The organism is Pseudoalteromonas sp. 4NS20-0020, from assembly GCF_057554385.1.
The window spans coordinates 21579-44260 of record NZ_BAAJMI010000005.1 but is presented as its reverse complement, the minus strand read 5'-3'; the positions used below and the strand labels follow the sequence as shown (position 1 = coordinate 44260).

Sequence of the window (22682 nt, the reverse complement as noted above, 5' to 3'; positions counted from 1 at the left end):
CTTAACAGCGTCTTTTTTTATAAATGCTAAATTTACTATTTCATGTATTTGCTTAAATACTTTTTAAATACTGGGTCTGTTTTAGCAAGCTCTTTTTGCTCAGCTAATATCTCTTTTAAAATCACACCCGAGGTAAGCGGATTAGCCAGTACAACCCTAAACACAACCGTAGGTTGATTATCGTATTGAGCTGGAGTCAAGCGAGTACGCGATACAAACGAGCGTCCAGATTCACGCTGGCGTTTTTGCATACTGGCTGTAAAACGATTTAGTGAAGCAAAAATATCAATCCGTGTTTTTTCATCAGCCTCAGCAATCGCTTGTTTTATTTGCTTAGGCACATAGCGATAAGTAAGCAAACATAGCTCAGGCTCTGAAATAAGTTCAAAATCTTCGTCTGCCTTGATTAAATCAGCAAAATACCTTGCCTTTTTTATGCTTCGATCGATTAGCATTTCATAGCCTTTACGGCCAATAACACGTAAGCAAGCATGCACTAACATAGCCATACCAGGGCGGCTACCCTCAAGTGTGTGGCTACCTAAATCTTTAGAGCCCTTACGCAATATATATTCAGCATGATGCTCTATTGCATCGGTTGCAGCGGGATCTTTAAACAACACTAAACCTGCGCCCATCGGGACATACATTTGTTTGTGGGCATCAATTGTTATTGAGTCTGCTCGCTCAATACCATTGAGTAAAGGACGATAAGTGTTAGATAATAACGTTGCCCCACCCCAAGCCGCATCAACATGAAAATGACAGTTAATTTCTTGCGCTAAATCAGCCATTTCGTTGAGGGGATCAATATTGCCGGTTTCGGTTGTACCTGCAACACCAATAATTGCCATTACTTTAATGCCTTTTGACTCAAGCTCGCGGGCTTTGTCTCGCATGGCATTTACATCGACCTTGTTGTCATCAGTTGTTTTAATACCAACTAAGTTGTCGCGCCCTATCCCTAATAAATCAACTGATTTACCTAATGAATAATGACCACGTTCTGAAATTAATACCGCTAAACCTCTGTATCCATAATGCAGCATACCTGCCACAATTCCTTGCGATGCAATACCGGTAAATTCACCATCGGCTTTTAACAAACGATTTCGAGCAATCCAAAGCGCAGTAATGTTTGCAACCGTACCGCCAGAGCAAAATGCACCTAATGACGTTTTAGCGCTGTGCATCCATTTAGAGTAAAACGCATCGTTTTGGCCATAGGCTAAATGATGCATCATACCTAACACCTGACGCTCAAGGGGGGTAAATGCCTTAGATGTCTCAATTTTTACTAGATTTTGATTTAGTCCCACCATCAACTTTGAAAGTGGCAGTAAAAAATGCGGTAAAGCTGATGTCATATGACCAATAAAACTTGGTGCAGCCGTATGCACAGAATGAGCAACAAGTTGCTCCATTATGTCTTGAGCATAAGCAGATACAAACGTGGGGTTTTCTGGGATCACCGCAGCTTGAAAGTCTTTTTCAATTTCATGTAATGGTTTTTCGATTGCCGCTATATTTTCGTTTAAAAAACCTGCTAAATTACTCGATATTTCAAGCTCAATTTTGCTTAAAGTTGAGTCAGGCGCTTCAGGTACAGTAAATATACGCTTGAGGCTTTCTTTAGAGGCGACGGCACAACGCTTTTGATCCATCTTAATACCTAGTGTGTGTGTTGCTAAAACACCTGTTTAACTAGTAAAAACGCCCAAATATGGCGGTAAGTTAAGCAATAGTGTTTCTAAATAATTGCGCTAACTGTACTGCAATATAAGTAAAATGTCTCGTTAAAAGCCTTAAAAGCAACACCACGCATGACAAAAAAGTGTTAATTTAATTAAAATTTTATTTAATCTAATAAATACTAATTATTTATTGGGCAATTTTGTATTTTAAGTATAATCATTAAAACAACAAAAAAGGGACAGGCAATGCTTAAGGGAAGAGTGAAAGTGAGCTGGTTAGTGGCTGGTTTTGCTTTATTTTTAGTCAGTTTAGTGGTCTATATTTACTACACCTACCACACAACCCGCGCTGAAATTATGGAATCTGTTGATGCGCGCCTTCTTAATGCTGCAGCCAGTGTTAAGCATATACTCGGTGATGACTACCTAAATACCATGAACCAAAACGGTCAAATTAATTTTTTTGACTATGAAGTCAAAAGCAGGCAACTTTCTGAGTTTGCACAAGCGCTAGATGTGGCATATGTATATGCAATGATATTAAAAAACAACCGCGTATATTTTACTGCATCTAGCTATACGCAAGACGATATGAACAATGGCAAAATAACGCAATATTTAGATATATACCCAGAAGCAACTGATCTCAACATAAGCGCTTTTTACTCCACTGAGCCGGTATTTGAAGTGTCGGCCGATCAATGGGGACACTTTAAAACTATATTTATCCCTTTTGTTGACGATAAAACTGGTAAAACTTACCTTACTGGCGCTGATATAACGATTCTTGATCTTAACCAAAAGCTAAGCGAAAGCGTCTCCAAAGCAGCAGCTATGGCAAGCTTCTTCTTTTTTATAGCTGTACTCGTTGCCGCTATTTATGTTTACTTACTTAAGCGCTCATTAGCAACCGACTCCAGTACTGGGTTTGAAAACCACATTGCGTTGGAGTACTTACTTAAAAAAAGTAACAGTCATCATATGCAGTTAGCTGTTGTCTGGGTTAATGAAATTGAAGATATAAATAGCTTTTACGGCACCGAAATCGGCGATAAAGTAATGAAAAACTTGCTTATGCATTTTAAGAGCCGCTGCTCTGCCAACTGTCATTTATACCGCTTAGCCACCAATAAATTGGTGCTGCTATCACCTAAAGAAACACCTTATGAAGAGCTGAGCGATTTAATCGAAACCTATAATGCCAATACGCCTTTATTAATTGATCCATTTATATACATTACATTGTGTGCTGGTATTGCGACGGGTAATAAATCGCTATTACTTGAAAATGCTCATATTGCTGCACTACAAGCAAAGCAAGGTAGACACACAGTTATTAATTATTCTAAAGCACTTCACGATGTTAAAACTCAATATCAATATAATGTAGAAATGGCCAAAGAAGTGCATGATGCATTTGATAACAACCGCATTGTACCTTACTTTCAGCCAATAATAGATACCAAAACAAATCAGATAGTGCAGTACGAATGTTTGGCGCGGATGGTTACCGCAAGCGGAGAGATTTTAAAACCCGATGCGTTTTTAAATGTAGTTACTCGCTCCAGAATGGACGGGTTATTAACCCGCACTATATTTTCACAGTGTATTAGCCGCTTCAGAAAAACGAACATTTGTTGGAGCTTAAATATAACAGCGCAAGACATGTTAGACCCAAGCTTGAATGAATTCATCACAAACGAGCTTAAGCGCTATCCGCACCCAAGCAATATCACTTTAGAGTTAATAGAAACCCAAGCGATTGCAAATTATTCTGAAGTTAAAGCATTTATTTCTATGGTTAAAAGTAAAGGGGTTAAGGTAATAATTGATGACTTTGGTAGCGGTTATTCAAATATTTCAAATGTTCTAAAACTTGAAGTTGACGGTATTAAGTTAGATGGCGGATTAATAAAACAGATAATACACGATAACGACATTTACTTATTTATTGAGCATATAGCGGCATTTGCTAACCAATTAGATTTACTGCTTATAGCTGAATCTGTCGAAAATGCAGCCATTGTAAATGCGTTAGAAAAAGCAAATGTGACGCTCATGCAGGGTAACCATTTTGCCCAACCTGCGCCACAATTTGCTACACCAGAAAATGCTGACTTAGTCTCTTAATTAACCAAACGTTAGTGATAAAGCTATTTTGAGTCGATAGAAAAACGCTTAAAAATAACTTAGGTTAAATCAATAATAAGCCGGTGACTTTGCTGACCACTGGCCCAATACTTTCGCTCAAACGGGGTAATTGCATCGTCGCTGTGATAAGGCAGCACTTCACAAATATGGCTGGTTAGTTCAAGCGCCCTTGCAAATTCTTTAACATATATGTCCCAGTTACTGCGTACTTCTAATAAGCCACCTAACTTAACAATATAAGGAAATATAGCTGCACCGTGCCATCTGCGTTGAATATGTTTAGATTTAGGCCATGGGTTTGGATACAACAAATAGTGGTGGCTAGGCTGCCAATTTGCTGCAACTGCTAAGCGCCAAAAATCATTTAAATCAGCCTGTACCAAAATATACTGGCCACTGTCGCTTTGCTTATATTGAACGTCGTGTTTATCAAGCCTATGCGACGACTTATCAATCCCGACCACAAGAGCATCAGGATGAAGCTTAGCTAAGTTAGCAGTACTTTCACCTACACCACAGCAAGAGTCTAAAATAAGAGGGCCATTAAATGCCTTAACTTTTTCATTAACCTCATCAAATGCCGCTTGCGTGTGCGCTGCAATGGGCTTTTTAAACTCGGCGCTTAAATGCTTATTTACTATTTCATCAAGCTTTTCGTGAATACCGGCCTGATTAGATACAATACTTCGAGAATTTGCATCACTCATTAGTGTCTTAGCCCCACACCTTTTTTGATTAATGTAAGCGCAACAGTAAATAGCACGGTAATAAACACTAAAATCACACCTAATGCGACGGTTAAATCAACATCCGATACACCTAAAAACCCATACCTAAATGCGTTAACCATATAGATGATGGGGTTGATTTGCGATACATTTTGCCAAAACTCAGGTAGCAAGGTAATTGAATAAAATACGCCACCCAAGTACGTTAGCGGAGTAAGTATAAATGTGGGAATAATACTAATATCATCAAAGCTATTAGCGTAAATAGCGTTAATTAAACCACCTAGCGCAAACACCGCCGAGGTTAAAATTACCGTTGCCATAATTACAAATATATTGTGTATTTGAATATCAACAAACAACAGCGATACACAGGTAACAATAAAGCCCACCATCATGCCGCGAGTCATACCACCGCCCATATAGCCTAGTACTATTATGTAATTAGGCACTGGCGCAACAAGCAGCTCCTCTATACTTTTTTGAAATTTAGTTGAGTAAAAACTAGAAGCCACATTAGAGTATGAGTTTGTAATAACCGACATCATTATTAAGCCCGGTACAATAAACTCCATATAACTAAACCCACCCATTTCACCAATGCGCGAGCCTATGAGGTTACCAAAAATAACAAAATACAAACTCATTGTTATGGCAGGTGGTACTAGAGTTTGCACCCAAATACGTAAAAAACGAATACACTCTTTAATCCATATACTTTTTAGCGCTACGCCATATTTAAACATTTATTCGCCCCGCCCTTGCTCTAGTAATCCTACAAATAGCTCTTCTAATCGATTGGCCTTGTTACGCATACTTAATACAGTATTGCCTTGTTCTGTAAGCGCACTAAACACTGCATTTAAGCCCTGTGATTTAGCTACTTCAACCTCAATAGTATGATCATCCGTCATTGTAAATTTATAACCTTGCAACGTGACTGGCTTAGCTGGCATTTTTAAATCAAGTACAAACGTTTCTTTATCAAGCTTTGCAAGCAGTGCTTTTATCGTCGTGTTTTCAACAATGCGACCGGTATCGATAATGGCAATGTTTTTACACAACAGTTCTGCTTCTTCTAAGTAATGGGTAGTTAAAATAATAGTTACGCCTTGTTCATTAATTTTGCGTAAAAACTCCCACATAGAGCGTCGTAACTCTATGTCTACACCCGCTGTTGGTTCATCAAGTATAAGTAGCTTTGGCTCGTGCATCAGTGCGCGTGCAATCATTAAACGACGCTTCATACCGCCTGATAAAGTACGCGCTTGTTTATCTTTTTTCTCGAGCAAACCAAGCTGAGCTAAATATTTATCAGCACGCTTATGTGCCTCGCTACGCGGTACACCGTAATAACCGGCTTGGTTTACTAATATTTGGGTCAACGTTTCAAATTGGCTGAAGTTGAATTCTTGTGGTACTAAGCCTAAATGCGCCTTGGCAGCTTCAAGATGGGTATCTATATCGTAACCAAATACCTCCACTTTACCTTCAGTTTTATTGACCAAAGACGAAATAACACCAATCGTTGTTGATTTACCTGCGCCATTTGGTCCAAGTAATGCAAAAAAATCGCCCTCGTCTACTTGTAAATCAACACCTTTAACAGCCTCTACGCCGTTTTTGTATACCTTGGTAAGGCCTTCAATATTTAATGCAATACTTTGCTTACTCATTACTTACCCTCACCATAACCCCAACGTTTTGTTAGTGTATGCTCAATGTTTAAATGATCTAAAATGCGAGCCACCATAAAATCGACTAAATCTTCTATGCTTTGCGGCTTATGATAAAAGCCCGGCGCTGCAGGCATAATGGTAACGCCCAAACGCGATAGCTTTAACATGTTCTCTAGATGAATCTCGCTAAAAGGCGTTTCACGCGGTACTAAAATAAGCTGGCCACGTTCTTTAATCACTACATCGGCCGCACGCTCTAGTAAATTATCAGATGCGCCTACAGCAATCGCCGATACTGACCCCGCACTGCATGGACACACAACCATTTTTTTAGGCGCTGCAGAGCCAGAGGCTACAGGACTAAACCAGTTATCTTTACCAAATACTTGTAATTGTTGTGGCTGTGCATCAAATAGCGTATTTAACTGCTCAGTGGCTTTGTCTTCATTTGCCGAGAGCTTTATGTTTGACTCAGTATCAAGCACAACCCGGGCTGCGCTAGAAATAAGTACATACACTTGGTATTGCTGCTCTAGTAACACTTCAAGGAGCTTTAAACCATATGGTGCGCCAGAGGCACCACTAAACGCTAAGGTGATTTTATCTTTAAATTGCAAATTATTCTCCGCTGAATTTATCAGCCAAACCATCTACTAGTTGCTGATGAAGGCCGTTAAAACCGCCATTACTCATAATTAAAATATGTTGATCAGGCTGCACATTTTCAAGCACCGTATTTATAATAGCTTGCGTACTATTAAAGCACTGCATGCCCGCTTTTTGAGCTTGCTCGTTAAGCGACCAGCCTAAGTTATCTGGTTCAAACAAAAGTACGTCATCAGCATCAGCTAATGAAGCGAGTAGCGTATGCTGATGTACACCCATTTTCATGGTATTTGAGCGAGGCTCTAAAATAGCAATAATTTTTTCATCGCCAACTTTAGCGCGTAAACCCGCCAAGGTTGTTTTAATCGCTGTTGGGTGATGAGCAAAATCGTCATAAACCTTAATACTGTTTATGTCGGCCTTGAGTTCCATTCGCCTTTTCGGACTTATAAACTCGGCAAGTGCCTCAATACTGTGGCTAACCGCAATCCCTACATGGCGCGCTGCAGCAATTGCCATAATCGCATTTTTAACATTATGTTCGCCAATTGCGCCCCAATTAACCGTACCTTGCCGTTCATTATTCAAAAGTACTTTAAACTCACTGCCATCGGGTTTAATTAGTTCGTAACCCCAATCAATGCCTAGCGTTTCGCTTTCACTCCATAGCCCTTGCGATATAACGTCTTCAAGTGCTTTGTCTTGTTTTGGCCAAATTACTTTACCGCTGTGAGGTAGTGTACGCATTAAGTGGTGAAATTGTTTTTTAATTGCGTTTAAATCATCAAAAATATCGGCGTGATCAAACTCTAAATTATTCAAAATTAATGTACGCGGTAAGTAATGGACAAACTTGCTGCGCTTATCAAAAAAAGCGGTATCGTATTCATCTGCCTCAATAACAAAAAAAGGGCTTTCACCTACCTTTGCCGACACACCAAAATTTTGCACTATGCCGCCAATTAAAAACCCCGGTTTTAAACCAGCATATTCTAATATCCAGGCAAGCATACTCGCTGTGGTTGTTTTACCATGCGTACCAGCTACCGCAAGCACCCACGAGTTTTGCAATAAGTTATGCTTTAACCACTCTGGACCTGAAGTATAAGGTAAGCTGTTGTCTAACACATATTCAACACACGGATTACCTCGGCTCATCGCATTACCAATCACTACCATATCGGGTTTTGGCTCTAATTGAGATACGTCGTAACCTTGAGTGAGCTCAATACCAAGTTCTTCAAGCTGGGTGCTCATAGGTGGGTAAACGTTTTGGTCTGAACCTGTTACTTTATGGCCAAGCGACTTAGCAATGGCTGCAATACCACCCATAAACGTACCGCAAATGCCCAAAATATGAATATGCATATACTTTCCTTAAACCGTATGCTCACTTTGCAGCTGTGCAAAGTTTAATGGCGCTATAATGCCAAATTTCGCGCTTACTTACCATTATATGTAGGTATTTTACTAATGCTTAAAGTCATTATCACAAACAAAAAAGCCTTCTAAATTAGAAGGCTTTTTGCAAAGTAAATTAAATTACATACTTAAAAAAACAATTAAACCCAAGCCTAAAACTAACCGGTAAATTACAAAAGGTAACATTCCCATTCGTTCAATCACTTTTAAAAATAAATAAATACACGCATAGGCAGATAAAAAAGACAGTACCACACCTAGTAGCAATGTACCCCAATCAACAACGTGGTCACCCAATGCAAGTTCTATTGTGTAATAAAGCCCCATCATTGAAATTACAGGAATAGCGAGTAAAAACGAAAAACGCGCTGCACTTTGCTTATTCATGCCTAGCATTAAACCCGCTGTCATTGTAATACCTGAACGAGAGGTACCCGGGATCATAGCAACGGCTTGCGCCAAGCCAATCATTAAAGCCGACTTCCAATTAAGTTGATAAATTGTTTTAACTTGTTTCCCTTTAGCATCAGCGTACCAAAGCAATAGGCCAAAAATAATCGTCGTGGCTGCAATGACCCATGCACTTCGAAGGTATAACTCAACAAAATCCTTAAGTAACAAACCAAATACAGCCGCTGGTATTGTTCCTAAAATAATCCACCAGCCGAGTTTACTGTCGTCTGTTTTGCCTTGTGTGCCAAACGATTTAAACCACGCACTGAGAATGTCAGCCACCTCTTTACGAAAATAAATAACAACCGCTATTAATGTCCCTACATGCACTGCAACATCAAAAGCAAGTCCTTGGTCTTCCCACCCTAATATTTGTGAGGGTAAAATTAAATGTGCCGAGCTAGATATGGGTAAAAACTCAGTAAAACCTTGAATTAGCGCTAAAATTATTATTTCTAAAATACTCATGGGTTAGAAAACTCCACCTTCCATAGTTTTTGTTGAGGGTTATTATATGCATTCCATAATTGAGCAATTGTTTGCCTAGCTACAGGGTGATAAAAACCGGGGGCAACCTCACTGAGAGGCTGTAATACAAATGCATTCTTAGTTATTTCGTCACGTGGTAATTGCGCGGGGCTATCGCAAATAACATCATCGTAAAACAATAAATCTAAATCAAGGGTTCTTGGGCTGAACTTTTTATCGTTTGGTGTGCGACCATTATCACGCTCTATTTTTTTTAGTAATGCACACACTTCAGCTAACGGCTTGTCTGTTTTTGCCCCAACGACCGAATTATAAAAGTTATTACCTACGAAACCGACAGCTTCGCTTTCAAAAACAGACGAGTGCTCTATATTCGTAAAATGCGTTTTAAGTGCTTTTAAGGCACTTTGCATATAGTGCTCTTTGTTGATATTTGACCCAAGGCTAATAAATATTTGCGCCATTTAAACGCTTGCCTTATTACGTGTTATTTCTACTCCAACAGTTTGCGCTTGCGCAACTGCAGCAGGTTTACTCACTCTTATTTTAACTTGTGTTGTATTAAACTCAGTTAAAATAATGTCTGCCAATTGTTCAACAAGTGTTTCAAGTAACTCAACAGGTTTAGCTGTACTATGCGCAATGACACGCTCGCTTACTTTTGCGTAATCAAGGGCTAAATTAATGTCATCATTTGCGGCGGCTGGTTTAATATCACTTAGCATTTCAATATCAAAATAAAGGCTCTGTTTACTTTCTTTTTCAAAGTCGTACACTCCAATAATAGTGTCGACGTGCAATTGAGATATAAATACCTTATCCATTGATACTCCAAAAGACCAACAACTGTTCTAACCACATAAACTAATTAAAAATTAATATTGTATATGCTTTAATCAGTGTTTAAATATGTAAAAATTCCTTCTACAATAGCAAAATAGCGCGTTTAGCTAAATTTGGTAGAAGTATATTAATTTTCACGATAAATTTTGCCGCCAATAATAGCCCAAAAACGATGTTAATTGCATTAAATGTAATGGGTATAACGATAAAAATATAAGGAACTATGTGTTAGCTATTTTGATGTTTGTTTTAGCGTACCTACTTGGGTCGATTTCATCGGCTATCTTAGTGTCGCGTCTATTTAAACTTCAAGATCCCCGTACACATGGCTCAAATAATCCAGGCGCAACTAATGTTTACCGCTTAGGTGGCGCTTTTCCTGCTGTTTTAGTTCTTGTTTTTGATATTTTAAAAGGCACGATACCCGTGTGGGGGGCTTATTTTTTACAACTTGAGCCTTTGGTACTTGGCTTAGTTGCCGTTGGCGCCTGTTTAGGCCACATGTACCCTGTATTTTTTAATTTTAAAGGAGGTAAAGCCGTTGCAACAGCATTTGGGGCTTTACTCCCAATAGGTTTATCCCTAGCTGGGTTATTAATTACTACTTGGCTAATTATAGTCGCAGTGAGTCGCTATTCTTCTCTTGCCGCCCTAGTCACCGTTTTACTCGCACCGCTTTATACGTGGTTAATTAAGCCACTCTACACGCTGCCAGTGGTTTTTATTACGGTGCTTATTATTTTTCGCCATCGAACAAACATAGTGAGACTATTTGCTGGTGAAGAACCAAAAGTGGGAGCTAAAAAAGCCCCCACTGATGAAAACAAACCAACATAACAAAGTACTTAAATAGGCTCGAGGCTATCTATTGGCCACCGCGGCTTAGTTTTCATATCAAGGGTTGCAAACTGCCCTGCTTTTAAACGTTGCATACCGGCATAAGCAATCATTGCACCGTTATCAGTACAAAACTCCGTACGCGGATAATACACTTCGCCCTTCATACCCTGCATGACTCTTTCAAGCTGAAGCCTAAGCTGGGTATTTGCACTTACACCGCCCGCAATCACTAAACGCTTGATACCTGTTTGCTTTAGCGCTCGCTTACATTTAATAACCAAGGTATCAATAACAGCGGTTTGAAATGCATGCGCAATGTCAGCTTTAGTTTGCTCGTCATCGTCATTTTCACGAATGGTAATCGACGCCGCAGTTTTTAATCCACTAAAACTAAAATCAAGCCCGGGTTTATCTGTCATTGGGCGAGGAAAGATAAATCGCTTTGGAATACCTTGCTCTGCTAATTTTGCTAAGCGGGGACCACCCGGGTAATCAAGACCTAATAACTTAGCTGTTTTGTCAAAGGCTTCACCTGCAGCGTCATCAACAGACTCGCCCAATACTTCGTATTGGCCAATTCCTTCAACTTTTACCATCATGGTGTGGCCACCAGAAACAAGTAAAGCAATAAACGGAAACTCAGGCACCTTGTCTTCAAGCATGGGAGCAAGTAGATGCCCCTCCATATGATGAACCGCAACAGCAGGGATATCCCATCCGTAAGCCAATGAACGACCAATTGAAGTACCCACTAATAGCGCCCCAACTAAACCAGGACCGGCTGTATAAGCAATACCGTCTAAGTCTTCAGGACCACAACCAGCTTGAGCAAAAGCTGCATCAATAAGCGGAAGCGTTTTACGAACATGATCGCGTGACGCCAGCTCGGGAACCACGCCACCGTAGTCAGCATGTACTTTTACTTGGCTATATAACTGATGAGCTAATAAGCCTTTCTCGTCATCATATATTGCTATACCTGTTTCATCACATGACGATTCAATGCCTAAAATTCGCACTGTACTTCTCCTGCTTTTTTATCACTACTTAACCAAAGTTCAAGTTACTTAATTTGTTTATAACGCCAAACCAATATTTGTTTGACCATCAACAACAGCAAATTTTTTCAGCGCCTTTACACTTTCTGAAGTAATACGCCCCATACTTTCAACAAAGTCAATAAGCTCGGCTAGCACTTCAATTTCGTACTGCATTAAAGGGTGCTCCCTAACAGCCGTGTTGTCTGCAATTTCACCTTCAACTGTCATCTGGTATTCAATAAAGCGCGCAACGGTTGCTTGTGAAATTTTACTTACACTTACAAACTCTTTATCGTCTTGTGCCATTAAACCATGCATCAAGCTCAGTAATGACGTTGCCGCATCAATAGCTGGGTATGTACCAAACATATCAAAATCAGCGAGTTCTGGAACATTAGGTTCCACTTTTTCAACTTGCTTTTCTAAGTCAATCTTACTTTTTGGCAGTAAGATTTTTTCCCAACAAACATTAAGCGCATTACGAAGTAACGTTTCATCACCAAACCCCGTAGCCTCACTAAATAAGCCATAATTTGGCAACATACGTTCAATTAGCGCACTTGCTAATACCGCTTTTTGTAAATAGTTTAGCTCTCTAATACGCTGAAAATTATTTGCTTTAGTCATTCTTTAACGTCTCACATGACCAACAAAAATCAAATGTTGATCCATTATGCTCATTACAGTTAGGACAAACCCAATCTGGAGCGGATTGTTTTACTTGCTGATAGTTTACCAATATTTGTCGCGCATGGCGCTCTTTTATCGCATAAACCTGTATACTCACTTGCGCCTGATCGAAAGGAATTTCCCCAAGTGCACCTTGAAGCATTTCTCCTACAATTTTACACTCTATTCCACCCGCTTGAATTAACCCCTTAACAATATTAGCCTCTAACGTGTTGGCTGCCTTATAAATTGTTATCCAATTAAAAGCACTATCTGTTGTGTTTTTATAAGTTTGCAATATCGACCTCGATTATTTTGTGTGTACAATACCTTGAGGTATTGAGAAATTTATTAAACAATATTCAAAAAGGCGCAAGCATGACACTTACAACTCCGGGTCTACTTTTTCCAGCTATATCTTTGTTACTTCTTGCTTATACAAACCGATTTTTAGTACTTGCGCAATTAATAAGAGAGTTAAATGCCAGAGAAGGCGAGTCAATTCGCCCTGTGGTGGTTGCGCAAATTACCAATTTAAGAAAGCGCATAAAGCTCATAAGAACCATGCAAGTTTACGGTGTAGGCTCTTTTTTATTATGTACCTTGTCTATGTTTGCTCTTTTTATTGAGTTTAATACCACAGGAATTATTTTATTTGGCGTAAGCCTAACCTGTTTAAGTTTATCTTTACTAACGTCTTTATTTGAAATTCATATTTCATGTGATGCAATAGAAATTGAACTTCAAAATATTGAAAACAAACCATTAAGTAACAGAGCAAACAAAAACTTTGATAATAAAACAAGCTAAAAGACTAAAATTCGTGCAAATATTTTAATTATTGCTTAATCAATGCCCTACTTTGTGGCATACTTTTTCATTAATTAGCATAATAAATTTACCTAATATTTTTATTTATAGATTTATACCTGCTTTTTAGTATTAACTTTGCCAGATAAGGATGTTAGGTGAATAAAAAATTATTAGTCTTTAGTCTAAAGGTTAATACTTTTTAACATCTTTACACTTTTATTATTGTGCAAACAGATATATTGTGTAGTTTATCTTTTTTAAATTTACATATATTTATTAATAGTTTAGACAGATAAAACAGACAGAAAATTGATGTATTAGTACATCACAACTTACTTATAAAAAGGGACTATAAAGTGAGATTTGACCAATTAGAACAATTTGTAGCACTGGGTGTGTTACGCCACTTCAGACAAGCCGCAGAAAAAACAAAAATTAGTACTTCTGCACTTACCCGCAGTATTCAGACCCTAGAAGATGAAATGGGCTATGAGTTAGTTACGCGCTCAACCCGCTCAGTAAAACTGACTCCTGAAGGCGAACTATTTTTAGATTACGCCAAAAATACACTTAGCGAATTAGAAAATACCAAAAAACGCCTGTTTCAATCTGTTCATGGCAACGCCGATGAAAAACTCATTATTGGTTACACTAATAAAGCGAGTAACATTGTGCCTATTTCATGCGGTCAATTTTTAGCGCAATACCCACATGTAAAGATCGAAATGCAATTGCAAGAACAGCATGAGTTAACACGCAAGCTTCAGGAAGGTGAAATAGACATTAGCGTTTATTCTCAAGCTGTAAATAGCATTGGTAGTGATATTCATTTGCCTGATCAGCTTATTTTATTTGTATCTAAGCATCACCCGCTTGCCCAAAAAAATGACATAAGCAAACACCAACTAGACTCCTATTCAGCCTTTGGTTGTTTCTCTCAATCAAAACAAGTTCAAAGCATGCTGAACGAGGCCATTGATTCTTTGAATAAATCATCAACTATCAAAATGGGCAGTATTGAACAGGTTATCTCTGGCATCATTAAATCCGATAGTTTTGCAATCGCCAGCATTGAGCATGCAAACACTGTGGCAGAACACACCGATCTTGTTCAGTTAAAAACAAATAAAGATTTAAGCCATGAGCAACTAATTGTTCAAACAAACCAACAAACCACAGTTACGGAGCACTTAGCACATTTGCTTTCACTTATTAAAAAAGCAGCCACAACCCTGAATTAATTCAGCGTTCTTTTTTGAGACAGGTGCGACATAAAACAATAGCTTTTTACTCTTTTTCGGCTAAACTGGCGCACCTTCAAAAAAAGAACCTCCTAAATGATCAACTTTTCAACCGATGGCCCGTTTTATAACGATATTGAAAGTCGCGGTTATACAGTTATTCCCAATGCCTTAAACAAAGAATTAATAGCTGATTTAATGGCTGATTGTTATCGCATAAATCCGCATTTTAGCCATGCAGGTATTGGTCGCTTAAATCATTTACAAATTGACGATAATATTCGAAAAGATAAAACTTATTGGTTTGATGGTTCGTCCCAAGCACAATTAACCTACCTAGCTGTTATGGAGAGTATTCGCACAACGCTCAATCGCACTTTTTTTATGGGTCTGTTTGATTACGAATGTCACTACGCAAAATACACTCATGGTGATTTTTATAAAAAACATGTCGATGCATTTAAAGGACGCTCTAATAGAGTATTTACTAGCGTTTTATACTTAAACACGCCCAATGAGGGCGGTGAGCTTGTTATTTATAAGCCTAAAAGTAAAGTGGTTGAAGTGAGCATTTCGCCAGAAGCGGGGACATTAGTTTTATTTGAAAGCGAACGCTTTGTTCACGAAGTATTACCAGCAGTAGATAATCGGTATTCAATTGCTGGCTGGTTTAGAAAAAACGCATCCATTAGCGGAATAGTTGATCCACCTCGTTAATATAGCTAAATGTTAATGGGGTACGAGAGCAATAGACCAATAAAAATAGCCATACCCACATAATGATTATTTAAAAAAGCTTTAAAGCATGCGTCTCTATCACGTTTTAAAATTAATACTTGTTGGTAAACGAGTAATGCTGTGGCTATAAGTAATCCAACCCAAAAAGCCATATTTAACTGGTTAATTACCCCAATATAAACAACAAGTGCGATAAATAGAGCATTTAATATAAAAATGATATGGCGGTCAAAGCGACCAAATAAAATAGCAGTCGATTTAACACCAATTTTCACATCATCATCTCTATCGACCATGGCGTACATGGTATCGTACGCAACCGTCCAGCATACATTAGCAGCAAACAGCAACCAAGCCTGAAGAGGTAATGCATCAATAGATGCCATATAAGCCATAGGAATTGCCCAACCAAATGCAGCACCCAGCACGACTTGTGGCAACTGGGTATATCGCTTCATAAACGGATAGCAAAATGCGAGCGCAAGTGCACCAACAGACAACACAATAGTGTTAACGCTCAGCATTAAAACCAAAATAAACGCTAAAGTGATCAGTAATAAAAATAGACTTAGCGCTTCGCCGCTTGCGACAGTACCAGATGCAAGAGGCCGTTGGGCTGTGCGTTTTACAGAACCATCTATTTTTCTATCTGCAAAATCATTTATTACGCAGCCCGCACTGCGCATTACTACAACCCCCAAAGTAAACACTATAAAATTAATTAAGCTCGGCATCCCACTATTTGCAAGCCATAAAGCCCAATATGTTGGCCATAAAAGCAATAAAGTACCTATGGGCTTATCAACACGCATAAGCTGTAAATAATAAGAAAAATGTTTTGCTTTTAAACCTGCTAATTTCATGAGTAAAGGTACGCCCCAGGTAAAAATACTTCCGCCACCAAAAATTGGTAATCATTTAACGAAAACACGCTACGCCTGCCTAATAGAGTTTGAGTTGGTAAATTTAGCTGGGTAACCAAATTCTGTAATGAATGTTTGCTATCAAAACGCGCAATTTCAATATTTTGACGAACAAGCTCACGTTGTTGAAAAATAACATCGCCTAAAGGGCGCTCCCCCATATTATGAAGCGAGTTGTGCGTTTGGTTATTTGGCAGCCAACTTTGAGCGTAAACCATGGGGTTATTATCGCACAACAAAAGCACCTCTCGGTTTAACGCCGATGACGTTTTACAGCCTAGTAATTGCTGTTGTTCATGACTTAAATTAAACGCCTGTTCGCTGAGTACTTTTACACTAAAAGAGGTTGCTTTACTTTTTAGCTTAGCGGTTAAAGAATGGGGCTCAAAAAGCCATTCTTGCTCTGTAGGTGTTAAGTCATCGGTTTGTGTATCCGATAGCCAGTTAGCTGATAAAGATAAAGGAAAAGTTGTCACAATAACTCAATAAAATATAATCCAAGCAAATGATAACATTGCCTAAGCATTTGAAAAAGTGCCTATTCACCAACCTAAGTAACTAATATAAATAATTGCTTGGCGCTGTTTATTACCTATTATTAAGTATAAACTATTTACAACAGGTTTTCGGAAACGCTTTAAATATGAAAAAAATAGTATACGTAGGTCTTCTTACATTAATTATGAGTATAGTGAGCCTAAGTGCCCGTGCAGAGTCAACGGTTGGTTATTTTGGTTTTGAACCTGACATAATTACTAATTATATTGGCGCATCAAGTAAAAAAATGGGTTACGTACGCGTTACCGTTGACCTAATGCTTAGTAACAATTCAGACATTGCCATTGTTGAACATCATACCCCTTTATTAAGAGATGCTATTGTAGAGATTTTTTCGAAAGAGCCAGAAGAAAAAATAAAGTCATTGACTGGTCGAGAAGAAATTCGCGCAAAATGTATAGAAAAATTAAAAAGCCTGTTAAAAGAAGAAACAGGCCAAGAAATTATACGTGAAGTACTATTTACAAAGTATTTGTATCACTAAACTCAACTATTTGTATGCTTTTTAGTAAACAGTTGAGCGGTGTAGGCAAACGCCATTCCGCTCACTAGCCCCCCTAAATGTGCCCAATTAGCCATTCCAATAAACAACACATCAGCAAAACCAAGTACTAACCAAACAAGCATAAAACCTATAATTGAGGTACTCACCAATGCGGGTTTTTGTGGATTTAAAAAGCTATGGATCCAGCAATACCCCAGTAAGCCGTATACCACGCCACTTAGACCACCAAAGTTAGGCCCAACAATTAAATATTGCGCCCAACTACTAATTAAAGCAGTAATAAAAAACAGGCCAATTAAGCTCAATTTTCCGCATTGTTTTTCAATATTGTCACCAAGCGATATCCACCAAATTAAGTTAAACACAATATGTATAGCACTAAAGTGAACCAAGGCTGGCGTAAACCACGTCAATGGGTATGAGGGGTTAAACTGTAATGCAGAATAAATGCTCTCGAAACCACCCAGTAAAAATGCAATATAAATAACAATACTGAGTACACTTACCGATTGATTAAGCCAACTCAGTGCTTTGAACCGCGCTTTAAGGTTAAGCGATTGCCCTTGGTATTTTAAAGGTGATTGCGTACTACCTACACTCCAAGAAGCTTGCTGGTAACGAGGATGGCCTGGGTTTTGAGTAAACTCAGCCCAAAGCGGCTGTACCTGATGAAAATGCTCTTCAGATACGCTAATAATAACGTGGCTACCATCAGTTGAATGTAAGTGCCCGTCTAAACCTTGGCTTTTTAAATAATCTATAAAGCCTTGTGCGGCACGCGGGTTATTTAAACTGCCAAGCTCTATCATCGTTCAACTTTCTCGCTGTAGGCCGCTTCCCAGGCTGTAAAGCCACCATCCATGCTATATACATCCTCAAAACCTTGCTCAACTAAGTAACTAGCAGCACCTTGCGAACTCATGCCGTGGTAACAAACAATAATAATGGGCTGATCAAACTCTTTTTCCATCATAAACTGGGCAATATTTGCGTTCGATAGTGCCTCTGACCCCGGAATATGGCCTGCTTGATACGAGTTAGGATCGCGTATATCTGCAATTACTACGTCTTCTTTGTCTAATAACTCATGCGTTTGCGCAATAGATATATGTTTAAATGCCATTGAACTCTCTTTAATAAATAAAATAAAAAAGGCGGCCATAGCCGCCCTTCTTGCAATTTTTTATGGAATTAATCCCAGTTTAAAATTACTTTTCCTGACTGACCTGAAATCATCATATCAAAGCCAGCTTGGAAGTCATCTACAGAATATTGATGTGTAATTATTGGGCTTAAATTAAGACCTGACTGTATTAAACTTGCCATTTTGTACCAGGTTTCAAACATTTCGCGACCATAAATACCTTTAATCACTAAACCTTTAAAAATAACTTGGTTCCAATCTACTGCCATGTCTGATGGTGGAATACCGAGCATGGCAATTTTGCCACCATGGTTCATATTGTTAAGCATTGAATTAAATGCACTTGGCACACCCGACATTTCAAGACCAATATCAAAGCCTTCTGCCATGCCTAGGTCGGTCATAACATCTTCAAGCTTTTCATTTGCAACATTCACCGCGCGAGTTGCGCCCATTTTGCGGGCAAGCTCTAATCGGTACTCGTTAACATCAGTAATTACTACATGACGCGCGCCTACATGTTTTGCAACAGCTGCAGCCATAATACCTATAGGCCCGGCACCAGTAATTAGTACATCTTCTCCTACTAGATCAAACGAAAGGGCTGTGTGTACAGCATTGCCAAATGGGTCAAAAATAGAGGCTAATTCGTCAGATATGTTGTCTGGAATTTTAAATGCATTAAATGCAGGGATCACCAAGTACTCAGCAAACGCGCCTTCGCGGTTAACACCAACTCCTGTGGTGTTACGGCATAAATGCACACGCCCAGCACGACAATTTCGACAATGCCCACAGGTAATATGACCTTCGCCAGATACCCGGTCACCCACTGAAAAGCCGCGAACTTCTTGACCCATATCAACCACTTCACCAACGTACTCATGACCAACAACCATTGGTGTAGGAATTGTTTTACTCGCCCACTCGTCCCATTTATAAATATGAACGTCGGTGCCACAAATCGCTGTTTTACGTATTTTAATTAACAGATCGTTATGGCCCACTTCAGGCTTAGGTGCATCTGTCATCCAGATACCCGGTTCTGCTTTTAATTTAGATAATGCTTTCATAATTTACGCTCACAAAAACCAAGTCATTTCTTAGTTTTAAAAAATTAAATAACGCCCATTTCTTTGCCAATACGGGTAAAGGCTGCAATAGCTGTATCTAGCTGCTCTATACTGTGCGCCGCTGATATTTGCGTACGAATACGTGCTTGGCCTTTTGGTACAACAGGGAATGAAAAGCCAGTCACATAAATACCTTCTGCAAGTAATTTATCAGCCATAAGTGAGGCTACTTTAGCGTCACCTAGCATTACAGGAATGATGGCATGATCTTTACCTGCACAGGTAAAGCCTGCTGCTTCCATTTGCTCACGGAAATATTTAGCATTAGACCAAAGCTTAGCGCGAAGTTCGCCACCATTTTCAAGCATCTCTAGTACTTTAATTGATGCAGTTACAATTGAAGGCGCTAATGAATTTGAGAATAAGTATGGGCGAGAACGCTGACGTAACCACTCAACAATTTCTTTTTTACCTGAGGTGTAACCACCTGATGCGCCGCCCAGCGCTTTACCCAATGTACCAGTAATTATATCTACACGGTCAAGTACGTTACAGTATTCAGGTGTACCCTTACCGTTTTCGCCAACAAAACCTACAGCGTGAGAGTCATCAACCATAACAAGCGCATCGTACTTATCAGCTAAATCGCACACAGCTTCTAAGTTACAAATTACGCCATCCATAGAGAACACGCCATCGGTGGCAATTAACTTTGTTTTAGCGCCCGCTTCGTCTGCGGCAATTAATTGCTTTTCTAGATCAGCCATGTCGTTATTTGCATAGCGAAAACGCTTAGCTTTACATAAACGAACGCCATCAATAATCGAAGCATGGTTAAGTGAATCAGAGATAATCGCATCTTCTGCACCTAAAATAGTTTCAAACAAGCCTGTATTAGCATCAAAACAAGAAGAGTATAAAATGGTGTCTTCGGTTTCTAAAAATGCACTAATTTTTTGCTCAAGTGTTTTGTGAATGTCTTGCGTACCACAGATGAAACGCACAGAGGCCACACCAAAACCGTGGTCGTCTAAACCGCCTTGCGCTGCTTTAATTAACTCAGGGCTATTTGCTAGGCCAAGGTAGTTGTTAGCACAAAAGTTAATAACTTTATCGCCAGATGCTACTTCAATTTGAGCTTGTTGCTGCGAGGTAATTATACGCTCGCTTTTATAAAGGCCTTGGGCTTTAACGTCTTCAATTTGCTCTTGTAATTGGCTAAAAAAAGCAGATGCTCTCATCTGTAGTCTCCATTTAATTGAACGGGTAAACAACAACGTTTATGCCACTGTTTATGATGGTGTGTATTGTAAAAGTTTAACGAGAAAAATGCACGGTTTGCAGTTCGTCGCAAACGCGCTCAATGTAAGGAATATGTGCCAGTTTACACGCTTAAATAAAGCGTGTTTTCATAACGGTAAACGTTTAGTTAAATCATCTATTGAATCAATCACTAAATCAGCATGTTGCTTTGCGCTTTCGTCAAAGCTTTGCCCTGAACGCACTAATACTCGGGTTGCAATACCAGCTTTTTGAGCAGCTTGCATGTCACTGAGCTTATCACCAACCATAATACTCTGCTCAGGATCGATATTATGCTCCTCTATGCTTTGCAGCAACATGCCTGGGGCTGGCTTTCTGCAATCACATTGCTTTGAATATTCGGGCAACGCCTTTTTAGGGTGATGCGGGCAAAAATAGACATCGGCAATTTTAATGTCGTGGTTACTAAATTGCGTTTTCATCCACTGAGTAAGCACTTTAAATTCAGCCTCAGTATAATAACCTCGCCCAATGCCTGATTGGTTTGTGACTACTATAATTTTATAGCCCGCGTCGAAAAATGTTTTACAGGTGCTAAAAATGCCCTTAATAAATTCAAACTTTTCACTTTGATATACATAGCCGTGGTCTACATTTACCACGCCGTCACGGTCTAAAAAAAGCGCTTTATGTAGTTTAATACTCACTCAAGCCCCTCTTTGTTCACAACATGGTCAAACATTGTTTTTACGCTATCTGTCGTTATTTGGCTCATTAAATCATCCCCTTTAACTCGGGTCCCCCAAGGGACTTGCTGCGCAGTTTTACCCGTTTGCTCAAGTAAACTTTGATGATAAACCTCTACCACATAATCTTGATATAAATAAGGGCCAGTGCGTGCAGGGTTCGAGTGAGCATATAAACCAACAACTGGTGTGCCAACGGTTACTGCCATATGAGCAGGGCCAGTATCGGGGGCAAGAACTAAATCAGCTCTTTTTAAAACACATAGCAGCTCTTTAAGCTTTGTTTTACCAACTAAATTTAAAATTGGGCTATTGCTATGTTTTATAATGTTATTCGCTAAATTTACTTCAAGCTCAGTAGGTCCGCCGGTTAATGCAACATTAAAACCTTGCTCGTGCGCGTAGTCAGCAAGTACGGCATAACGTTCAGGCAACCAGTTTCGCTGAGCTTTACTAGCCGCTGGCGAAATTACAAATAGCTTGCTGGCTAAATACTCTTGCCCTAGTAACTCATCTGCTTTGTTTTGATCTTGTGCGCTGTAAGGCATATCCCATGTAGGTAAATAATCTTTAACACCAATTGCACCCGCAAACTCTTTGAATCCCTCTAGCACATGCGCTTCTTTTTGTGGGGCTATACGTTTATTTATAAACAAACTGTGTAGTTCTTTTGAGCGTGCCCAATCAAAGCCTATTTTTACTTTTGCAGGTATACAGCGTGCTACAAAGCCTGCTCTTAATGCCACCTGCATATTAAGAAGCACGTCAAACTGCTTACCATTAAAGGTGTTTTTTAATTTTTTAAGCGCAGCCTTACCTTCTTTTTTATCAAAGATCACCAGCTCTACGCCTGGTAAATCAGCAAGTAACATAGCCTCTACTTTACCCATTACCCAGGTTATTTTTGCATTAGGGTGCGCTTTTTGAATTGCTTGAACAGCACTAACAGCATGACATACATCACCAATAGCAGAGAGTCTTAAAATACAAATAGAGGAGTAGTTAGGCACTTGAGTCACGCATTCCGTTAGGCTTTAAATAGTATGCTGGGATCTTAAATTATA

General features: G+C 39.1%; 26 protein-coding genes. 6 read left to right on the top strand and 20 right to left on the bottom strand.

The features are described 5' to 3' along the window. Positions 1-35: 35 nt before the first annotated feature. Positions 36-1664, bottom strand: a complete 1629-nt coding sequence (gene panP, locus AC27JL_RS13415; protein WP_487195813.1) for a pyridoxal-dependent aspartate 1-decarboxylase PanP — start codon at positions 1662-1664, stop codon at positions 36-38. Positions 1665-1940: 276 nt separating this feature from the next. Between panP and AC27JL_RS13410 the strand changes: the two genes are divergently transcribed. Beyond that, positions 1941-3824 (top strand): EAL domain-containing protein, encoded by a 1884-nt coding sequence (locus AC27JL_RS13410; RefSeq protein WP_487195812.1) that lies wholly within the window; start codon positions 1941-1943, stop codon positions 3822-3824. A 59-nt stretch (positions 3825-3883) separates the two neighbouring features. On the opposite strand, the gene trmB is transcribed toward AC27JL_RS13410, so the two are convergent. From trmB to folB, 8 genes are all read right to left on the bottom strand, one after another. Then, positions 3884-4552, bottom strand: a complete 669-nt coding sequence (gene trmB / locus AC27JL_RS13405) for a tRNA (guanine(46)-N(7))-methyltransferase TrmB (RefSeq protein WP_487195811.1) — start codon at positions 4550-4552, stop codon at positions 3884-3886. Beyond that, entirely contained in the window at positions 4552-5319 is a 768-nt protein-coding gene (locus tag AC27JL_RS13400) for an ABC transporter permease (protein ID WP_006791561.1), read from the bottom strand. The genes trmB and AC27JL_RS13400 overlap by 1 nt, the downstream gene beginning before the upstream one ends. Beyond that, positions 5320-6249 (bottom strand): ABC transporter ATP-binding protein, encoded by a 930-nt coding sequence (locus AC27JL_RS13395; protein WP_006791562.1) that lies wholly within the window; start codon positions 6247-6249, stop codon positions 5320-5322. Beyond that, positions 6249-6869 (bottom strand): flavin prenyltransferase UbiX, encoded by a 621-nt coding sequence (locus tag AC27JL_RS13390; RefSeq protein WP_006791563.1) that lies wholly within the window; start codon positions 6867-6869, stop codon positions 6249-6251. The genes AC27JL_RS13395 and AC27JL_RS13390 overlap by 1 nt, the downstream gene beginning before the upstream one ends. Before the next feature lies 1 nt (position 6870). Then, the gene (mpl, locus tag AC27JL_RS13385) at positions 6871-8226 is read right to left on the bottom strand and encodes a UDP-N-acetylmuramate:L-alanyl-gamma-D-glutamyl-meso-diaminopimelate ligase (RefSeq protein ID WP_487195810.1); all 1356 of its coding nucleotides are present in this window, start codon (positions 8224-8226) and stop codon (positions 6871-6873) included. A gap of 174 nt (positions 8227-8400) precedes the next feature. After that, positions 8401-9201, bottom strand: a complete 801-nt coding sequence (locus AC27JL_RS13380) for an undecaprenyl-diphosphate phosphatase (protein ID WP_410899119.1) — start codon at positions 9199-9201, stop codon at positions 8401-8403. After that, positions 9198-9686, bottom strand: coding sequence for a 2-amino-4-hydroxy-6-hydroxymethyldihydropteridine diphosphokinase (folK, locus tag AC27JL_RS13375; protein WP_487195809.1), 489 nt, complete (start codon positions 9684-9686; stop codon positions 9198-9200). The genes AC27JL_RS13380 and folK overlap by 4 nt, the downstream gene beginning before the upstream one ends. Then, complete coding sequence (gene folB / locus AC27JL_RS13370; RefSeq protein WP_006791567.1) at positions 9687-10046, bottom strand: dihydroneopterin aldolase; 360 nt, start codon at positions 10044-10046, stop codon at positions 9687-9689. It lies immediately after the preceding gene. 244 nt (positions 10047-10290) lie between these two features. Here folB and plsY point away from each other — a divergent pair, with 244 nt between their 5' ends. Next, complete coding sequence (gene plsY / locus AC27JL_RS13365) at positions 10291-10902, top strand: glycerol-3-phosphate 1-O-acyltransferase PlsY (protein WP_006791568.1); 612 nt, start codon at positions 10291-10293, stop codon at positions 10900-10902. 8 nt (positions 10903-10910) lie between these two features. Here the strand turns inward: plsY and tsaD are convergent, their stop codons facing one another. From tsaD to AC27JL_RS13350, 3 genes are read right to left on the bottom strand one after another with little or no spacing between them, the layout of a single operon-like run. After that, the gene (gene tsaD / locus AC27JL_RS13360; RefSeq protein ID WP_008130598.1) at positions 10911-11924 is read right to left on the bottom strand and encodes a tRNA (adenosine(37)-N6)-threonylcarbamoyltransferase complex transferase subunit TsaD; all 1014 of its coding nucleotides are present in this window, start codon (positions 11922-11924) and stop codon (positions 10911-10913) included. 57 nt (positions 11925-11981) lie between these two features. Beyond that, positions 11982-12572: a YjaG family protein gene (locus tag AC27JL_RS13355; protein WP_008130596.1), complete on the bottom strand. Its 591-nt coding sequence runs from the start codon at positions 12570-12572 to the stop codon at positions 11982-11984. Then, positions 12565-12912, bottom strand: coding sequence for a putative signal transducing protein (locus tag AC27JL_RS13350; protein WP_487195808.1), 348 nt, complete (start codon positions 12910-12912; stop codon positions 12565-12567). Before AC27JL_RS13350 ends, AC27JL_RS13355 begins: the two co-directional genes overlap by 8 nt. A gap of 80 nt (positions 12913-12992) precedes the next feature. On the opposite strand from AC27JL_RS13350, the gene AC27JL_RS13345 reads away from it, so the two are divergent. The 3 genes from AC27JL_RS13345 (at position 12993) to AC27JL_RS13335 (ending at position 15385) form a co-directional block, all read left to right on the top strand. After that, complete coding sequence (locus AC27JL_RS13345; RefSeq protein ID WP_006791572.1) at positions 12993-13424, top strand: DUF2721 domain-containing protein; 432 nt, start codon at positions 12993-12995, stop codon at positions 13422-13424. 359 nt (positions 13425-13783) lie between these two features. Next, complete coding sequence (locus tag AC27JL_RS13340; protein WP_010556947.1) at positions 13784-14668, top strand: LysR family transcriptional regulator; 885 nt, start codon at positions 13784-13786, stop codon at positions 14666-14668. Between the two features lie 96 nt (positions 14669-14764). After that, on the top strand, positions 14765-15385 hold the full coding sequence (locus AC27JL_RS13335; protein ID WP_058430193.1) for a 2OG-Fe(II) oxygenase: 621 nt from the start codon (positions 14765-14767) through the stop codon (positions 15383-15385). Between the two features lie 5 nt (positions 15386-15390). Here the strand turns inward: AC27JL_RS13335 and ubiA are convergent, their stop codons facing one another. Together ubiA and AC27JL_RS13325 are read right to left on the bottom strand one after the other, a co-directional pair. After that, positions 15391-16269, bottom strand: a complete 879-nt coding sequence (ubiA, locus tag AC27JL_RS13330; RefSeq protein WP_487195807.1) for a 4-hydroxybenzoate octaprenyltransferase — start codon at positions 16267-16269, stop codon at positions 15391-15393. Next, positions 16266-16805, bottom strand: coding sequence for a chorismate--pyruvate lyase family protein (locus AC27JL_RS13325; protein ID WP_487195806.1), 540 nt, complete (start codon positions 16803-16805; stop codon positions 16266-16268). The genes ubiA and AC27JL_RS13325 overlap by 4 nt, the downstream gene beginning before the upstream one ends. 167 nt (positions 16806-16972) lie before the next feature. Between AC27JL_RS13325 and AC27JL_RS13320 the strand changes: the two genes are divergently transcribed. Beyond that, a complete protein-coding gene (locus tag AC27JL_RS13320; protein WP_487195805.1) occupies positions 16973-17371 on the top strand; it encodes a flagellar basal body-associated protein FliL in 399 nt (132 codons plus the stop codon). A gap of 2 nt (positions 17372-17373) precedes the next feature. Here AC27JL_RS13320 and glpG read toward each other — a convergent pair whose 3' ends face one another. The 6 genes from glpG to AC27JL_RS13290 form a co-directional block, all read right to left on the bottom strand. Further along, positions 17374-18201, bottom strand: a complete 828-nt coding sequence (gene glpG / locus AC27JL_RS13315; protein ID WP_487195804.1) for a rhomboid family intramembrane serine protease GlpG — start codon at positions 18199-18201, stop codon at positions 17374-17376. Beyond that, complete coding sequence (gene glpE, locus AC27JL_RS13310) at positions 18198-18515, bottom strand: thiosulfate sulfurtransferase GlpE (RefSeq protein WP_004588558.1); 318 nt, start codon at positions 18513-18515, stop codon at positions 18198-18200. The genes glpG and glpE overlap by 4 nt, the downstream gene beginning before the upstream one ends. A 68-nt stretch (positions 18516-18583) precedes the next feature. Beyond that, positions 18584-19609, bottom strand: a complete 1026-nt coding sequence (tdh, locus tag AC27JL_RS13305; protein WP_487195803.1) for an L-threonine 3-dehydrogenase — start codon at positions 19607-19609, stop codon at positions 18584-18586. A 44-nt stretch (positions 19610-19653) separates the two neighbouring features. Next, positions 19654-20850, bottom strand: coding sequence for a glycine C-acetyltransferase (locus tag AC27JL_RS13300; RefSeq protein ID WP_006791581.1), 1197 nt, complete (start codon positions 20848-20850; stop codon positions 19654-19656). A gap of 168 nt (positions 20851-21018) precedes the next feature. Continuing rightward, positions 21019-21579, bottom strand: a complete 561-nt coding sequence (gmhB, locus tag AC27JL_RS13295) for a D-glycero-beta-D-manno-heptose 1,7-bisphosphate 7-phosphatase (protein WP_487195802.1) — start codon at positions 21577-21579, stop codon at positions 21019-21021. Next, positions 21576-22637, bottom strand: a complete 1062-nt coding sequence (locus tag AC27JL_RS13290; protein ID WP_487195801.1) for a glycosyltransferase family 9 protein — start codon at positions 22635-22637, stop codon at positions 21576-21578. The genes gmhB and AC27JL_RS13290 overlap by 4 nt, the downstream gene beginning before the upstream one ends. Positions 22638-22682 lie beyond the last annotated feature (45 nt).

Excerpts from the sequence above, each read along its gene's own strand:
- trmB (WP_487195811.1), bottom strand. The coding sequence starts at position 4,552 with ATGAGTGATGCAAATTCTCGAAGTATTGTATCTAATCAGGCCGGTATT.
- AC27JL_RS13355 (WP_008130596.1), bottom strand. The coding sequence starts at position 12,572 with ATGACTAAAGCAAATAATTTTCAGCGTATTAGAGAGCTAAACTATTTA.
- folK (WP_487195809.1), bottom strand. The coding sequence starts at position 9,686 with ATGGCGCAAATATTTATTAGCCTTGGGTCAAATATCAACAAAGAGCAC.
- mpl (WP_487195810.1), bottom strand. The coding sequence starts at position 8,226 with ATGCATATTCATATTTTGGGCATTTGCGGTACGTTTATGGGTGGTATT.
- AC27JL_RS13380 (WP_410899119.1), bottom strand. The coding sequence starts at position 9,201 with ATGAGTATTTTAGAAATAATAATTTTAGCGCTAATTCAAGGTTTTACT.
- folB (WP_006791567.1), bottom strand. The coding sequence starts at position 10,046 with ATGGATAAGGTATTTATATCTCAATTGCACGTCGACACTATTATTGGA.
- AC27JL_RS13335 (WP_058430193.1), top strand. The coding sequence starts at position 14,765 with ATGATCAACTTTTCAACCGATGGCCCGTTTTATAACGATATTGAAAGT.
- glpG (WP_487195804.1), bottom strand. The coding sequence starts at position 18,201 with ATGATAGAGCTTGGCAGTTTAAATAACCCGCGTGCCGCACAAGGCTTT.
- panP (WP_487195813.1), bottom strand. The coding sequence starts at position 1,664 with ATGGATCAAAAGCGTTGTGCCGTCGCCTCTAAAGAAAGCCTCAAGCGT.
- glpE (WP_004588558.1), bottom strand. The coding sequence starts at position 18,515 with ATGGCATTTAAACATATATCTATTGCGCAAACGCATGAGTTATTAGAC.
- AC27JL_RS13300 (WP_006791581.1), bottom strand. The coding sequence starts at position 20,850 with ATGAGAGCATCTGCTTTTTTTAGCCAATTACAAGAGCAAATTGAAGAC.
- tdh (WP_487195803.1), bottom strand. The coding sequence starts at position 19,609 with ATGAAAGCATTATCTAAATTAAAAGCAGAACCGGGTATCTGGATGACA.
- AC27JL_RS13395 (WP_006791562.1), bottom strand. The coding sequence starts at position 6,249 with ATGAGTAAGCAAAGTATTGCATTAAATATTGAAGGCCTTACCAAGGTA.
- AC27JL_RS13400 (WP_006791561.1), bottom strand. The coding sequence starts at position 5,319 with ATGTTTAAATATGGCGTAGCGCTAAAAAGTATATGGATTAAAGAGTGT.
- AC27JL_RS13410 (WP_487195812.1), top strand. The coding sequence starts at position 1,941 with ATGCTTAAGGGAAGAGTGAAAGTGAGCTGGTTAGTGGCTGGTTTTGCT.
- AC27JL_RS13345 (WP_006791572.1), top strand. The coding sequence starts at position 12,993 with ATGACACTTACAACTCCGGGTCTACTTTTTCCAGCTATATCTTTGTTA.
- ubiA (WP_487195807.1), bottom strand. The coding sequence starts at position 16,269 with ATGAAATTAGCAGGTTTAAAAGCAAAACATTTTTCTTATTATTTACAG.
- AC27JL_RS13320 (WP_487195805.1), top strand. The coding sequence starts at position 16,973 with ATGAAAAAAATAGTATACGTAGGTCTTCTTACATTAATTATGAGTATA.